General features: G+C 30.0%; 16 protein-coding genes. 1 reads left to right on the forward strand and 15 read right to left on the reverse strand.

Translation table 11 applies throughout. The annotated features are described in order from the left end of the window. Positions 1–166: 166 nt before the first annotated feature. The gene (locus HYG84_RS16285) at positions 167–412 is read right to left on the reverse strand and encodes a hypothetical protein (protein ID WP_212379071.1); all 246 of its coding nucleotides are present in this window, start codon (positions 410–412) and stop codon (positions 167–169) included. A gap of 226 nt (positions 413–638) precedes the next feature. Continuing rightward, positions 639–1,310, reverse strand: coding sequence for a C-GCAxxG-C-C family protein (locus HYG84_RS16290; RefSeq protein ID WP_212379073.1), 672 nt, complete (start codon positions 1,308–1,310; stop codon positions 639–641). Positions 1,311–1,657: 347 nt separating this feature from the next. Between HYG84_RS16290 and HYG84_RS16295 the strand changes: the two genes are divergently transcribed. Then, positions 1,658–2,548: a LysR family transcriptional regulator gene (locus HYG84_RS16295; protein ID WP_212379075.1), complete on the forward strand. Its 891-nt coding sequence runs from the start codon at positions 1,658–1,660 to the stop codon at positions 2,546–2,548. Positions 2,549–2,596: 48 nt separating this feature from the next. Here the strand turns inward: HYG84_RS16295 and HYG84_RS16300 are convergent, their stop codons facing one another. The 13 genes from HYG84_RS16300 to HYG84_RS16360 form a co-directional block, all read right to left on the reverse strand. Next, positions 2,597–3,115, reverse strand: coding sequence for a YeeE/YedE thiosulfate transporter family protein (locus HYG84_RS16300; protein WP_212379077.1), 519 nt, complete (start codon positions 3,113–3,115; stop codon positions 2,597–2,599). Positions 3,116–3,129: 14 nt separating this feature from the next. Next, positions 3,130–3,357 (reverse strand): sulfurtransferase TusA family protein, encoded by a 228-nt coding sequence (locus tag HYG84_RS16305; protein ID WP_212379079.1) that lies wholly within the window; start codon positions 3,355–3,357, stop codon positions 3,130–3,132. 11 nt (positions 3,358–3,368) lie between these two features. After that, positions 3,369–4,067: a YeeE/YedE thiosulfate transporter family protein gene (locus HYG84_RS16310; RefSeq protein WP_212379081.1), complete on the reverse strand. Its 699-nt coding sequence runs from the start codon at positions 4,065–4,067 to the stop codon at positions 3,369–3,371. A 161-nt stretch (positions 4,068–4,228) separates the two neighbouring features. Beyond that, a complete protein-coding gene (locus tag HYG84_RS16315; protein WP_212379084.1) occupies positions 4,229–4,873 on the reverse strand; it encodes a peroxiredoxin in 645 nt (214 codons plus the stop codon). A 171-nt stretch (positions 4,874–5,044) separates the two neighbouring features. Continuing rightward, complete coding sequence (locus tag HYG84_RS16320; protein WP_212379086.1) at positions 5,045–7,288, reverse strand: HelD family protein; 2,244 nt, start codon at positions 7,286–7,288, stop codon at positions 5,045–5,047. Between the two features lie 45 nt (positions 7,289–7,333). Then, on the reverse strand, positions 7,334–7,945 hold the full coding sequence (locus HYG84_RS16325) for a TetR/AcrR family transcriptional regulator (RefSeq protein ID WP_212379088.1): 612 nt from the start codon (positions 7,943–7,945) through the stop codon (positions 7,334–7,336). A gap of 331 nt (positions 7,946–8,276) precedes the next feature. After that, complete coding sequence (locus HYG84_RS16330; protein ID WP_212379090.1) at positions 8,277–9,170, reverse strand: LysR family transcriptional regulator; 894 nt, start codon at positions 9,168–9,170, stop codon at positions 8,277–8,279. A gap of 42 nt (positions 9,171–9,212) precedes the next feature. Continuing rightward, positions 9,213–11,030, reverse strand: a complete 1,818-nt coding sequence (gene recQ / locus HYG84_RS16335; RefSeq protein ID WP_212379092.1) for a DNA helicase RecQ — start codon at positions 11,028–11,030, stop codon at positions 9,213–9,215. Positions 11,031–11,188: 158 nt separating this feature from the next. After that, complete coding sequence (locus tag HYG84_RS16340; protein ID WP_212379094.1) at positions 11,189–11,659, reverse strand: HAD family hydrolase; 471 nt, start codon at positions 11,657–11,659, stop codon at positions 11,189–11,191. A 16-nt stretch (positions 11,660–11,675) separates the two neighbouring features. Continuing rightward, complete coding sequence (gene pstB, locus HYG84_RS16345; protein WP_212379095.1) at positions 11,676–12,419, reverse strand: phosphate ABC transporter ATP-binding protein PstB; 744 nt, start codon at positions 12,417–12,419, stop codon at positions 11,676–11,678. Continuing rightward, positions 12,420–13,256, reverse strand: a complete 837-nt coding sequence (locus HYG84_RS16350; protein WP_212379097.1) for a PstA family ABC transporter permease — start codon at positions 13,254–13,256, stop codon at positions 12,420–12,422. A gap of 19 nt (positions 13,257–13,275) precedes the next feature. After that, on the reverse strand, positions 13,276–14,139 hold the full coding sequence (gene pstC / locus HYG84_RS16355) for a phosphate ABC transporter permease subunit PstC (RefSeq protein ID WP_212379099.1): 864 nt from the start codon (positions 14,137–14,139) through the stop codon (positions 13,276–13,278). Between the two features lie 43 nt (positions 14,140–14,182). Then, a complete protein-coding gene (locus HYG84_RS16360; protein ID WP_212379101.1) occupies positions 14,183–15,124 on the reverse strand; it encodes a phosphate ABC transporter substrate-binding protein in 942 nt (313 codons plus the stop codon). Between the last annotated feature and the right edge of the window lie 26 nt (positions 15,125–15,150).

Genomic DNA, 15,150 nt, shown 5'->3' on the forward strand with positions numbered 1-15,150 from the left:
ACGTTCTAGGTAATCATTTGAAAATCTATATTTGTAATTTTAATCAATGATTATATAAAAAACAATGTGATTTATTTGTTAATTAATATGCAGTTTATTTTAGTAATAAATAAAATTAAAAGACTCTAGGTTTAACCTAAAGTCTTTTAAAGTAATCTTTTTAATATTATAGAATTTTTCTAAGGTTTTCAGCTTCAAACTGTCTAATAGATTTTATGTTACCTTCTCCAGTACATAAAATATCAACCATTCCATCCTTTGCATTCATTACTCTACCTTTAATTTTTGTTCCAATAACATTAACAGGTGCCTTTCTGTCAATATCTTTAATGTCATTTGATTGGCAGTAACTACATGTTCCATTAAAATAAGAGATTCTTCTGCACTCAACACAGTAATTTAGGTTATTCATCCCCGTACCTCCATTTCAAAGTAGTGATACAACAAATCTTATTATTATGACATTCTCTAATTGTTCTCTATAATATATTATAGAAAATTCCAAAAATTCCTCCTGTATTTTTTTATTATTAATCGACAAAATATATTATAATATGAAAATTTATAGTTTTTTTATAAGTAAAACAATAAAGATGAAGGTATTTCCCTTCATCTTTATTGTTTGTTTATATTATTAATTAAGCTAATTCTTCATTAAGAAGTTCTACCATTTTACGTGTAACTTCAGCTGCTACTCCTGCACAACGGCTCTTTCTTTCTGGATCCCCGTATGCTACTCCTTGTTCTTTCATGAACTTACCTACAGAGTCTTCACATAATATTGATTCTGCAACCGTATGTTTTAAACCTAAATTCTCTGGTTGGTATTGTGGGAAATCACGTTTTTTATACCATTTAAATAGTTCTGATACTATTTTCTTTTGTGTATCTACATCTGTTACTGTACCAAGACATGCTGCAGCTACCCCTAATGATCCGCACAGTGTTGCAGCACCGTATCCTCCAGCTGCACTAGTAAATGCTTCTGTTGGGATTTGATTAAAAGGATATCCTACTTCATCTGCTAATGTGCCGAAGAACCCTTCGGCTACTCCGACACCTCAGCCACCTTTTTCTTTATATGCATTGTATGCTCTTTCTTCAACTTTTGCTGGATCTAACTTTACATACTTAAATGGCCACTGTGGCTTTTCTGTAGATCCAGTTGTATCTACAGATGCTGTTCCAGCACTTGTACAGGCAGTAAGTAATCCACCTACACCTCCAGCCATAGCTACTCCAGCTACAGAAACTCCAATTCCTTTAATAAAATCTTTTCTTGTGATTTGTTTCTTTTCAGTATTTCCCATAATTAGTCCTCCTTACAAAATATTTATAATATCAATATTAAGGCAAAATATAAGTTACAAATAAAACAAACTATGTCACTTTTTTAACATCTCTATACTAAATATTATAGTACAAGTTTCACAATTAATATAATAAGACTTAATTATGCAATATAAATATAGCTTATCATTGTTTTTTATTTAACCCTTTTTTACTAAATTGAAATGTAATCACTACTATTTTTTTTACTTCATGGTATAATAAAGACATAGATATATTAAATAGTTAACAAATATTCTATTTAAAGTTTAAATGATATAGATTATTAATAGGCTTATTTCTTTAAGGAAGGAGACATCGCTACATTATGAACTTACAATATTTAAAAGCCTTCTATGTAACAGTAAGGTTAAACAGCATTTCAAAAGCTGCTAAAGAACTTCATCTAACACAGCCTGGCTTAAGCATGCAAATACAATCTTTAGAAAAAGATTTAGAAGTGACATTACTAACTAGAAGTAATAGAGGAGTAGAATTAACAGAAGCAGGAACAGTTGTTTTTGACTATGCAAATACTATTCTTTCTATGCAGGATAATATAGAACGGGATTTGAAAAATTTAAAATCTAATAAAAAAGAACTATTAATAGGATCTTGCAAAGCCGTAGGAGAATATGCTTTGCCTTGTAGCATTTATATTTATAAGCAAGACTTTGGAGATGTTGATATTAACTTTGAGATAAGTAATACCAATGATGTTATTAAAAATTTATTAGATCGTACTATTAATATTGGTATTATACATGGAAATGTAAATGTAGCAAATATCAAGACCGAAAAAATCACTTCGGATCGTCTACTGCTTGTAACTTCATTGCCTCTCATGAAGGATACTATTACTTTAGATGAATTTAAAAAGCTTCCATTAATCTTTAGAGAAAGCGGCTCAGGAACCCATCAAACTATTAAAAATGCACTAGTTCCACATGATATTAAAATTGAAAATCTAAATATCATATACGAATTAAACTCAATGGAGGCAATTAAAACCTCTGTTTTGTCAGGAAAAGGAATATCTTTTATTCCAGAGCTATCAATAAAGCGTGAGTTAAGAGACGGTCATTTGAAAGAAATTAGAATAGAAGGTTTAGATATATTTAGCGAATTTTTTATTGCATATAGAGAAGACCATAGTTTAACTATTCACGAAAAAGAATTTATTAAATTTATAAAATCATCTAAACGGGGGTTTTGTTAGGGTTGATTTAAAGTAGCTATCTAAATATTTAGATAGCTACTTTAATTATTATAAAATATATTTAAATAATATTTTACTTCCAATCCATGCACCTACAAACATAAATGCTCCAAAAACCCATCCATGGACTGAAAAAGATGGTATAGCGCTAAAATATGCGCCTACATTACACCCAAAGCTTAACCTAGATCCATATCCCATAAGAATACCACCTATAAGAGCTACTACTAATTGTTTTTTATTTTTTATTTTTTTAAACTTAAACTCGGATACAAATAATACAGATAGTAAAGATCCTAAAATAATAGCAACAGCCATAACTATTAACCTGTTATTTAAGTACGTATCCCCAGGTTTTAATTGATTAGTATAAACATTAAAATAATACCAATCATTAGTATTTATACCTAACTTATCTAAAATTGCCGAACCAATATACAAAAGTGATGTGCTAATTTTCCATGCCGATCCAGTGGTAAATAATAAAAGTATATTTAAAAGTGCTAAAATGATTCCTCCCACCCAGTAAGGCCAAGGCTTCTTAAATAGTTTATCTTTTAAATTCAATCTGATCCCTCCTACTATTTAGCCTTTTCAATATAAATTTCCCATTCTCCTTCGCCAATCTCAATATAATCAATATAATGTCCTTGTTTTTTAGTCCATTCAACCACATTAGTAATAGAGCAGTTATGGTCTGTTTGCATAATCAATAGATCTCCTACTTGCATAGTATTTAATTGCTTTAATGCTTTTAACAATGGGATAGGACATGCTTCAAACATACAATCTAATTTATATTCTGCCATAAAAATCCCTCCTATAAATCTGCCATAATGTTATTTTGCTTGTCATACCAGATAGCTAACCAATATAGTATAGTTAAAACTGCTATTTGAATTATAAGTGCTGGTATAAATCCTATATATTTAGGTATATATATCGTTTTTGACGATGAAATAAATAGTTTGTCCCAAAACTCAAAATGGCTACCTCCTAATGTAGCTCCTACAACAAATCCTATTAGAACAACTACTTGCATAATATAGCCTTCACCAATTCTAATCAATGTTCCAGAGGCACAACCCCCAGCTATAACCATACCTATTCCAAATAAAATGGCACCAAGTATCGTATGAAAACCTACGGGATAAATTTGTCCTGGTACATCAGCTATAGAATAATTTTGTACATCACCAATTGTTATATATTGAAATATACTAAATCCTATTGTAGATATCATTAATCCAATAATTACAGCTCTAAAGAGGGATGTAGTCCCAACCATAATTGGATCCCGAAAACTTGCTGCAAAACAAAATCTCGATCGTTGCATAGTAATTCCTATTAAAATACCTATAGTCCAAACTATACTATATGTTGTATTTGTATTAAAAAAGTAACAGCAAATAATAAAGGAAATAAAAGCAACGAAAAAGAAATAAGGCAACTGGCTTTTTTTAGGATGTATTTCCGCTTGTCGCTGACGTTTTAACTCTTCAATTCTGCTAGATGTCATCGAACTACCACCTCCTTTGATAGAACAGTTCTTCTTTACTTCTATTATACATAAAAATCAAGAATTTTCATATTAGAAAAAAGAAGCAGTATTTTCTTCCATATATATTATGTTAATTAAAAATTGCATAGAAAAGAAGCCGTAAAAATACGACTTCTTTTCTATTTAATATTCTTATAACATAAATACCAGTCTATACAACAAAGACCTTCTTCTCCAGTTTTTCTTCTCAATAATTCATCATAGGTCTGTGGAGCAGGTACAATTACAGGCTGACCTGGCATCCAATCCGCAGGTGTTGCCACCTTTTCCTTATCTGTAGTTTGTAGGGCATCTAGAATACGAATTAGTTCCGGTATATTTCTTCCATTTGTAAGAGGATACACAAGAATTGCTCTAATTACTTGCTTATCATCAATAAAAAACACATTTCTCACAGTCTGTGTAGTACTTGCATCAGCTGGAAACATACCATAAGTTTTTGCTACTCTTCCATTACTATCTGCTATTACAGGAAAAGGAATTTGTATCCCAGTATTTTGATAAATATTATAGACCCAAGCTAAATGGGATGGATTACTATCTACGCTTAATCCTAATAATTGTGCATTTCTCTGTACAAAATAACAATTGTGCCTTGCCAAAGCAATAAATTCAGTGGTACACACAGGTGTAAAGTCCCCAGGATGTGAAAAAAGCACTACCCATTTACCTTTTAGATCCGAAAGTGTTATTTGACCGAAGGTGGTTTGTGCTGTAAAGTCTGGAGCTTTCATTCCGATTTTAAGACAATTATACTCATTCATAATATTCACCTCATTTTTTCTTTTATCTATTTATATTATGATATATGAAATCACCTTGTGAATCCTTTATGCTTTGGAAAACTTGAAAGATTCTCGCCTTTAATACCCAAATATTTATGCTCTTGAATTAAAAGTCGAAGATTCTTTGTAATATATAATATAGGTTTAGCTTTAATTATGAAAATCAGGTATAAGCAGACTCTTTTCTCTTGCATAATAAAGTCCTAACCTATGTAATGCTCTAGTACAGGCTACATACAATAATTTTCTATCTAGCTCGGTAAAATAATTATCATGGGACACATTATAAACTATAACAGCATCAAATTCTAAACCCTTTGCCATATATGTTGGTATAACAATGACTCCCGTAGCTATCTCATCATCTTTCAAATCTATCAACTTAATATGTACTAGCTTTTTTAACCTCATATACACTTCTTTGGACTCTTCAGCCGTTTTACAAATAACTGCTATAGATTCATATCCTTCCTTAATAAGTTCCTTTATATTTTTTACAATAGTATCATCCATATCTACTAGATTCTTATTATATTTGATAAAAGGTTTTACTCCATGCCTTTCAAGGCTAATACAATTCTGTTGAATATTTAATATTTTTTGCGAAAAATTACTAATTTCATAGGAGGACCGATAGCTCCTATGAAGAAATAATTTTACTGATTTTCTTTTATTAAAGATTTCATCAATAGTATCATATATTGATAAGTTAACATCTTTATCAATCGACTGGTGAATATCTCCCAAAACAGTAAATTTCCCTTCCTTAAATAGTAAATTAAGAACTTCATACTGCATAGGGGAATAGTCCTGCGCCTCATCAATAACAACCTGCTTAATTTCTGAAAACATATCATTTCCTTCAATTTTTAATCTAATAAATAAAAGGGGAGCACAGTCTTCGAAACACAAATAACCCCTTTCTAAATTGTTTTTAGTTATTTCTATAACCTGCTCAATATCCTCAGGCAGTTCTAACCCCTGTGCCAACTTTGAAAAAAGCCCTGTCTTATTAAATAACACACTGTACATATGTAAATAATCAATTTCTGTAAATTTTCTAATATTCTTTAATAATTTAGTCGATTCCTTTATGGAAATAAGCCTACTAAAAGATTTTACTTCAAATTCATGGCCATCAATTTTTTGAACAAATTCTTCAATCCTTTTAATTCTTTCTTTTCGTAGTGGGTGAATTTTATGAAATAATATATTTTCAATTCTTTTCAAGTTTCTTGCCATAGGTAATCCAGTTTTATCATTAAGAAATTGATTTTTAAGCAATTCTTTAGTTTCAATTATTTTTCCATCATAATATACATCTTCAAATTCAATCATGTTTCTTATATAATACTTTATCAGTCTATTTAAAATTTTACTAAATGTCCTTGAGCCTTTAAACATAATACTACTTTTTCTAGCACATAATTTTTCCTGCTTTTTATCAGTAATTAAGTTTTCTAGCTGTTCATTTCTTTTTTCTATTTTTATTCTCTCTTCTAATAGTTTAGCAGCTATTTCGTCAAATGTGATCTGCTGTACATTTTCTTCCCCTAGTTCAGGCAAAACACCGGAAATATATTCGCTAAAAATATTATTTGGAGAAATAATTATTATATTATTAGAATACAACTTTGAATTCATTCCATGGTACAGTAAGAAAGCAATTCGATGTAGAGCAATTGAGGTTTTACCACTTCCAGCAACACCTTGAACAATCAACAGTTCATTATCAGTATCCCGAATAACCATATCCTGTTCTTTTTGAATGGTCTCGATTATATTTTGCATCTTAGTAGATGAATTGCGGCATAGCATATTGTGAAGTATTTCATCGTTAATTGTTATGTTACAATCAAAAAAATACTCAAGATGACCTCTTTCAATCTTATACTGTCTCTTCAATAACACATTACCTTCTATAGAGCCATTCGGTGATCTATAAGAAGCATTTCCTAATTCATAATTATAAAATATGCTAGATATCGGTGCACGCCAATCGTATACTAAAATATCACAGGTTTGGGAATCTATGATGTTATGAAGTCCTATATATATCTTTTCCTTTTCTTCTGAGTCACCTTCAACAAAATCAAATCTTCCAAAATAAGGAGATGTCAACATTTTTTCATACTTTTCTATTTGTTTCATTGTACTTCCATAGCTTGATGTCTGGCTGTTAAGCACTGAAAGATATTGACTTATCTCTGTTAGTCTTTCAAAATCAGTCGAAAAATGGACAGTATTTTCATACATTTCTCTTCTGCTTTTTAAAAGCTCATTCTTTCTATTCATAAGAGTTTCGAGTTCCTTATTCAGCTCATTTTTTATAAATCTCAATGTACTGTTTAAGTATTCCGTTTCTTCCTCAAAGGCTTCATAATAATTATCCATAGAATTATTCACTCCCTTATATTTAACTTTACGACCTTTAGTAAACTATTCAAACAAGTTTGCAACACCAAACATATGATATGAATTAATAACTTCTAAATAACCCTTAACTTCTTCAATTGTTTTTGCCTCTTGCAGTATATTAAGGGTCATATTAATGAGATTTTCATAAATAGTCTTTATTACAAACTCAATTTTATTTTTATTTAAAAGTTGACCATATTTTATTGTATAATTATTTAACACAGCTTTAATAAGAAAATTAATAAGCTCTAGTTTTATATATTCATATTTTGTGCCTTTGTTATTATGAAATACAATCAATATACGTTCGCGGTTTTCCACAATAAACTTTATAAATTCATCATTTATCAATAAAAATTCATCTGACTCTCCAATGTATTGTAGTTTTTTTTCTTTAAATACAAAAATCTTATTAAGCAATAAATCCTTTACCGATATTAAAAAACTTTCAGGCACAATAGAAATGAATATCTCATCTTTGCTTTTATAATATCTATATATATTTCCAACCGATATATTAGCTTTTTTGGCAATATCAGAAATCTTAGTGCCCTTATATCCTTTTTCTGAAAAAACAATCAATGCCGCAGTATCAATATCCTCTTTTATTTTATCTTTTTTATATTGAGCCATATACTCCTCCAATAAAAATGAATTTATTATTCGCTTTTATTATACACTAGTTTTATTAATTGTAAACGTTATATAGAACTTTTTTTAATAATGTATATTACAAATTTAGTTGAATTTATTCATAGAAGTATTATATTAACAGTATTCTTTCTTATAGCTTTACCTGTATTTATGGGAACAATAGGTATTTGGTTAAGCATTATATTAAGTGAGGCCTTAACTTTATTATTAGCATTTTTGCTTTATAGGAAAACTAAAACCGCTAAAGTGCAATTGTGATATTGAATTTTAATAAGGACCATATTAGGTTAATAACCTAATATGGTCCTTATTATTTAAGTCCATCATAATTACAGCAAAATTCAATAAAATTATCTATAAAATCAATTTCTTTTTCATATAAATATACAAAATTAAAATCTCTATACATTTTAAAATTGTCTATAGGAACAATTACTATAGGTCCTTCACTTATTTCTTTTTTTATTGCTTCTTTAGAGATAATTGTATAGCCCACATTAGCTTTAACAAGAGAAACAATTGCACTAATACTGCCAACTTCCATACATCCACTAATTGTATCTGTACTATAGCCGTGACTTATTAGTTCACCTTCAAATATCTCCCTTGTACCTGAACCAGGCTCTCTAAGTAATAGATTCCCTATTAAAACTTCATTAAGATTAACTGATTCTCTCTTTGCAAAATCATGCTCTGATGAAACTGCTAAAACAAGCTCGTCATCTTTAAATTTTTTATACTTAAACTTTATTTTATCAAAAGGCCCTTCTATTAAAGCTAATTCAACCTCCCTATCAATTATCTTTTTTAAGATTATATTAGTATTATTTACTGATAGCGCTATATTTATATTAGGATTATCCTTTTTATAGTCTCCTAAAATAGAAGGGATTACATATCCACCAATAGTCATAGTAGCTGCTAGGTTATGTCTTTTAATAGTAGGTGCACCATTTCTTAGATTCCGCTCCATCTCTGCTGATATATTTACTATTTCCCTAGCATATTGTAAAAAATATTCTCCTTCCTCTGTAAGTTTTAATGCCCTTCCTTCTTTCTTTATAAATTTTACTTCATAATAGTTTTCCAAATATTGAATTTGTTGATAGACTCCTGGTTGAGTTAAATTTAAAATTTCGGCGGCTCTTGTAAAATTTTTAGTTTTAGCTACTGTAATAAAAGTATTAATTCTTGAATCAATCATTGCTTTCTCCTTCTAACCTTATATATAGCGTTCTTATTAAACTTATTTTTTTCCACAATAATCCTCAATTACGCTTATAAAGGCTTCTCCATAGCTCTCATATTTTTTTAGACCTACTCCACTTATTGTTAACAATTCCTCTTTATCTTTAGGAAGATGTGCGGCCATTCCTTTTAAGGTTGAATCATGGAATATCATAAAAGGAGGTATATTCCTTTCCTTGGCAATAGAATATCTTAATTCTTTAAGTTCTGTAAACAAGTTTGCATCATAATTCTCATTTACATCTTTTTTCTTAGACTCTTCTCTTTTACTTATTTGTCCTTTTCTCTCAATTAAATGTTTTTTGTGATAAACTTTCACTTCGTTTCTTAGTACTTCCTTAGCTTTTGAAGTTAACTTTAGTATAGGAAATTTATCTGCAGTTATATGTATATACCCTTTAGAAACAAGAGTCATTGTAATCTCTCTAACTGCAATTTCACTATAATCAGCCATTATTCCATAAGTAGAAACTTTATATAGTTCAAATTGTATCAATTTTTTATTCTTCGATCCTCTTAAAACTTGAATAACAGTAGTCAGCCCAAATCTTTGATTAGTTCTATAAATACAAGATAAAATTTTCTGTGATTCCTCTGTAATATCCACCATTTCAGATTGATCTAAACAATTACCACAATTATTACATTTGCTATTTTCTATTACTTCTCCAAAATATGTTAATATACTATTTCTCAGGCAATCATTGGTGTGGCAATAATCAACTAAGTATTGTAAATTCTTATATATTAATTCTTCCCGTTCGTGTGTTAGATTTTCATTTTGTATTATAAGTTTTTGCTTAACAACATCTGAGGGTGAATATAATAAAATACAATTGCTTTTTTCTCCATCCCTTCCAGCTCTACCAGCCTCTTGATAGTACGCCTCCATGTTTTTAGGCATGTTATAATGAAGAACAAATCTTACATCTGGCTTATCTATTCCCATGCCAAAGGCATTAGTTGCTACAATTATTCTAGCCCGATTAAATATGAAATCATCTTGATTTTGTTGCCGTTCGTCAGAATCCATCCCTCCATGATATCCAATAACAGAAAAACCTTGATCACCTAATTTTTTCACTAAAGATTCTACTGTTTTTCTTGTAGCGCAATATATTATTCCAGCATCTTCTTGAAAGTTAGAATTTAGATATTCAACTAAATAAGAAAATTTGTTGCTAGTTTTTATTACCTCATAAAATAGATTTGGTCTATCAAAACCTATTATTGATTCTACTGGGTTATTTAAATTAATTAGATGCTTTATTTCATGTACTATTTCTTTTGTAGCAGTTGCAGTAAATGCTCCTACTACGGGTCTAGTATTTAATGAGTCAATAAATTTAGGTATTTCAAGGTAACTAGGTCTAAAATCATGTCCCCATTGACTTATACAATGGGCCTCATCTATTGCTACAAATGAAACCTTTATGTCTTTAATTAAATCTTTAAAATAACTTGTATTTAGTCGTTCTGGAGCAACATATAATATTTTATATCTGTTCTCTCTTATCTCATTAATTCTTGTAATAAGTTCATTTTGTTCCATTGTACTATTAATATAAGCTCCTGGTACACCCATTTCCTTTAATGAATCCACCTGATCTTTCATAAGGGCTATTAATGGTGAAATTACTATTGTTATTCCTTCTAAGATTATGGCTGGCAACTGATAGCAAAGGGATTTTCCTCCACCAGTAGGCATTATACCTAAGGCATCATTGCCATTAACTATACTATCAACTAATTTTTCTTGGCCCATTCTAAATTTTTCATATCCAAAATAGGTTTTTAGTACATTGTAAACATCCATCTTTTTTCTCCTTTTAAAGTTACTTATTCCTTCTATTATTTTAAATCAGATATTTTCCATTTACTTAATTATATCACTTAATCACAATTCTTTTAAATTTTTAAATTAGAGTACATCCCTAAAGAAAAAAGAGCCACAACTAATATAGTGTGACTCAATCAAGTTCTTAATGTAGCCTTCATTCTATTTTCATTTAATATAATATGAACTGCATCTTCTATAGATTTAACTACTATATCAGAATTAGCTAAAAGTTTACCACTGCACCCCTCTTCTCCAACAATAGCTATAGATATACCACATATTTTAAACATTTCTATATCATTAAAACCATTTCCAATACAAATAGTATTTTTACAACCAAGCTCCTCTACTATTTCTTTTTTAAAATAACTGGCATCTTCCTTTGGAAAGGTCTTTATATTTATTCCTAACTTACAGCATTCTGCTTCAACAGTTCCATAGGTATCGGCGGTAAGTACATATACTTTTGCCAGGTCTTTGAGTTTAATTAAAAAATTTTTAACTTCATCTAACAATTTTCCATCAACAGCTATAGTTCCATTATAGTCAAAAACTATATTTTCTATTTTTATTTTTCCCATACCTGGGATATCATATATTAGCATAGTCCACCTCCTATTATTAACCATATATCCCTTCTATATATTCCTTAGTTCTTTTATCCTTAGGATTATTAAACACTTTATTTGTCTCACCATACTCAACAATTTCTCCATCCAGTATAAAGGCTGTATAGTCCGAAATTCTTTTTGCCTGTGAAAGGTTATGAGTAACTATTACTATAGTATAATTGTCTAATAAATTTACTAACATATCTTCTATATTAGCAGTATTCTTTACATCTAGGGCTGAACAAGGCTCATCCATTAATAATATATCCGGCTCTACTGTAAGAGCTCTTGCAATACATAACCTCTGTTGTTGTCCACCAGAAAGCTTTAGTGCAGACATTTTAAGATTATCCTTTACTTCCTTATAAAGTCCTGAAATCTTTAATTTATCATCAACCATCTGATTTAATATTTTTTTATCTCTTACTCCGTAATATAATGGGGCATAGGTAAGGTTTTTGTATATTGACATGGGGAACGGGCTAGGTTTTTGAAAAACTATCCCTATTCTTTTTCTTAGTTCATCCTTAGGATAATTTAAAATATCCTTATCATCAAAGAAAACTTTACCCTCAATTGCTCCACCATTCTCCTCCAACATTCTATTTAGAACTGCTAGTAAAGTTGATTTTCCGCAACCAGATGGTCCAATAATAGCAGTTATTTTATTCTTTGCTATTTTCATATTTATATTATTTAAAACCTTTTTATCTCCATAATATGCACTTAAATTTGCTAATTCAATAATATTCATCTATCTAACTCCTTTTCGTATAAAAGTTAGGGCTATTGAAATTATATTTATTATAAAAAGTAGTCCTATAAGTACTAAAGTCGTTGCATAGGATTTTTCAAGAGAAATACCTTCTCCAGTAAGTATATATAAATGAAAAGGCAGTGCCATTACAGGCGAGGATAAGGATTTAGGTATTGGAGCAAAGATTACTGCCCCAGTAAGTATTATAGGGGCCGCAGCTCCCATTGCAAATCCGCCTGCTAAAGTTATCGCAGAAACTATTTCTGACTTACATATAGGAAGTATTAATTTAAAAAATGTATAGGACTTAGATATTCCTAAGGCATAGGATGAGTTAATTATAGAGCTACTAATTTCCCTGAAAATTTTCTCAACTCTAACTTGTATAAATGGAAAAATCATAATCCCCAAAGTTAACCCAGCGGATAAAAGAGATCTTCCTAATTTTAAATTAACTACTAAAAGCGTATACCCAAAAAGACCTAAAACTATTGAAGGTACACCAGCCATGCACTGAACTATAACATGAACTATGTTTTCGATTTTAAGGGATTTACAATAATAAACTACATATATAGATGTTGAAATTGCTAACAAAGATGCAAATATACAAGCAATAATCATTAAAAATAAGCTACCTACAATTGCTGGAAAAATTCCTCCCTCAGAACCTAAGGGTATTCCCTGGGGACTGCCAAATATAAATTCAAGATTTACAGATTTAAACCCATTTTTAATTATATATGCAAATATAAATGAGGTTGAAAAAAACACTATTACTCCACTTAGTGTAATCCATATTTTAAACAATGCACTTTTTATATTTTCTAACATAATATCATCCTCTTTTATTCTATATACCAATTCCCTTTTTAATATAATAAAGAATTATATTGATAATTAAAAGCATAATCATAAGTACTAGACCTGAAGCAAATAGAGCATGATAATGCAAGCTTCCTACTTCTGCCATACCCATTTCAAGGGCAATTAAAGAAGGTATCGTCTGAGCTCTTCCCAAAAGTCTTGGAGCAATAGGCGCATTCCCTATCACCATCATAACAGCCATTGTCTCTCCCATAGCTCTGCCTAGAGCTAAAATAGTAGCAGCTATTATACTCTTTCTACTTTCTGGAACTACAATTTTTCTTACCATATATGTCTTAGATATACCTAAAGCCTTTGAAGAAAGGGAATGTTCTTCATATACCTTATCCATAGTCTCCTGGCAAGTAGATATTATGTAAGGTAAAACCATAGCTGATAAAAGTATACCCCCAGCCAATACAGATTCTCCTGTAGAAAAATCCAAAGTATTTTCAAAAAATTTAACTATTACTAAAAGACCTATAAAGCCATATACTACAGATGGTATCCCTGCTAAAATATCAATTATTCCTCTTATAACAATTTTCCACTTACCCTTTATATATGTGGATAACAAAATTCCACTACCCACACCTATCGGTAATGCTATAATAATTGCAACAACTGATACATATAATGTACCTAATATTATATTGAAAATAGATAGATCATTAGGTGATTTAAGGGGATTCCACCGTCTTCCCGTTATAAAATTTAGTACAGGTACTTCCTTAAAAAACACTACACTCTCTTTAAATATAAATAATACTATAAATGCTAACAATAATAATGAGAACAATGCTAACAACTTAATAACTATTCCAAAGACTTTATCTAGCAATTTATACATATATACCACCTCAAAAAAATTCAGAGGATAATATCCCCTGAATTTATTTCACAGGCACATAGCCCATTTTTTCAATAATTGCAGATCCTTTTTCAGATGTAAGTACATCCATAAATGCTTGTTGCTCAGGTGTTAACTCTCCTTTTTTAACAGCTATAAGAGGTCTAGATATTTTATATGATCCACTTACTATATTTTCTTTAGTAGCTTCAACTCCATCAACCTTTAACGGAATAAGCTTTCCTATATTTTGATTAACCATACCGAAGGAAGCATATCCTATGGCGTCTTTATTTTCTATTACTTTTGTAACTAAAGCTCCCATAGACGGTGCCTGGATAGCATCTTCTCTAACTTCTGTATCTCCCATTACACTTTTTTGAAATACCTCATGGGCTCCACCACCTAGGTCCCTTATAACTACTACAATTTCTCTATGTGGTAAACTACTTTCAACTTCATCCCAATACTTATATTCTCCAGAGAATATTTTCTTAACTTCTTCTGTAGATAAGTCATCCTTTATCTTAAGTAAAGGATTTTCAGGATTAATTGATACTGTTAAAGCATCTATTCCCAGTTTAAATTCTTTTGGATCTCCAATTTTTTGGTTTTCTTCGTCTTTTATTTCTCTAGCTAACATACCAAAGTCAGCGGTCTCTTCTAAGACAGCTTTAACACCAGCACCTGAACCTCCTGCAGAAACATAAATCGAAATATTTTCTGCTGGAAAACTTGGATCTACCTTATCCCAAGTAGTGTATTCTTCAATAAAATCAGTTGCAATAGCTGATATTACAGGTGCTAAAGTTGATGACCCATTAAATGTCATTTGGGCTCTAAAAGTATTAATACTTTCATTAGCTGTTTCTCTATTTCCAGTTTCTTCTCCAGTTGTACCAGAAGGAGCTTCCTTAGTACATCCAGTTAATATTATAGAAAAAATTATTAATACTGATAAAAAAATACTTAAAGATTTTTTCATTACAATTCCCTCCTGAAAAATTTATC

Origin of the sequence: Alkaliphilus sp. B6464 (genome assembly GCF_018141165.1) — a bacterium.
In the GTDB taxonomy this organism is placed as follows: domain Bacteria; phylum Bacillota; class Clostridia; order Peptostreptococcales; family Natronincolaceae; genus Alkaliphilus_B.

Bases quoted from the DNA above. Each gene is read 5' to 3' on its own strand.
- pstB (WP_212379095.1), bottom strand. From the start codon at position 12,419: ATGAATATTATTGAATTAGCAAATTTAAGTGCATATTATGGAGATAAA.
- HYG84_RS16330 (WP_212379090.1), bottom strand. From the start codon at position 9,170: ATGATTGATTCAAGAATTAATACTTTTATTACAGTAGCTAAAACTAAA.
- HYG84_RS16285 (WP_212379071.1), bottom strand. From the start codon at position 412: ATGAATAACCTAAATTACTGTGTTGAGTGCAGAAGAATCTCTTATTTT.
- recQ (WP_212379092.1), bottom strand. From the start codon at position 11,030: ATGGATGTTTACAATGTACTAAAAACCTATTTTGGATATGAAAAATTT.
- HYG84_RS16340 (WP_212379094.1), bottom strand. From the start codon at position 11,659: ATGCTAATATATGATATCCCAGGTATGGGAAAAATAAAAATAGAAAAT.
- HYG84_RS16360 (WP_212379101.1), bottom strand. From the start codon at position 15,124: ATGAAAAAATCTTTAAGTATTTTTTTATCAGTATTAATAATTTTTTCT.
- HYG84_RS16315 (WP_212379084.1), bottom strand. From the start codon at position 4,873: ATGAATGAGTATAATTGTCTTAAAATCGGAATGAAAGCTCCAGACTTT.
- HYG84_RS16305 (WP_212379079.1), bottom strand. From the start codon at position 3,357: ATGGCAGAATATAAATTAGATTGTATGTTTGAAGCATGTCCTATCCCA.
- HYG84_RS16320 (WP_212379086.1), bottom strand. From the start codon at position 7,288: ATGGATAATTATTATGAAGCCTTTGAGGAAGAAACGGAATACTTAAAC.
- HYG84_RS16325 (WP_212379088.1), bottom strand. From the start codon at position 7,945: ATGGCTCAATATAAAAAAGATAAAATAAAAGAGGATATTGATACTGCG.
- HYG84_RS16295 (WP_212379075.1), top strand. From the start codon at position 1,658: ATGAACTTACAATATTTAAAAGCCTTCTATGTAACAGTAAGGTTAAAC.
- HYG84_RS16310 (WP_212379081.1), bottom strand. From the start codon at position 4,067: ATGACATCTAGCAGAATTGAAGAGTTAAAACGTCAGCGACAAGCGGAA.
- pstC (WP_212379099.1), bottom strand. From the start codon at position 14,139: ATGTATAAATTGCTAGATAAAGTCTTTGGAATAGTTATTAAGTTGTTA.
- HYG84_RS16350 (WP_212379097.1), bottom strand. From the start codon at position 13,256: ATGTTAGAAAATATAAAAAGTGCATTGTTTAAAATATGGATTACACTA.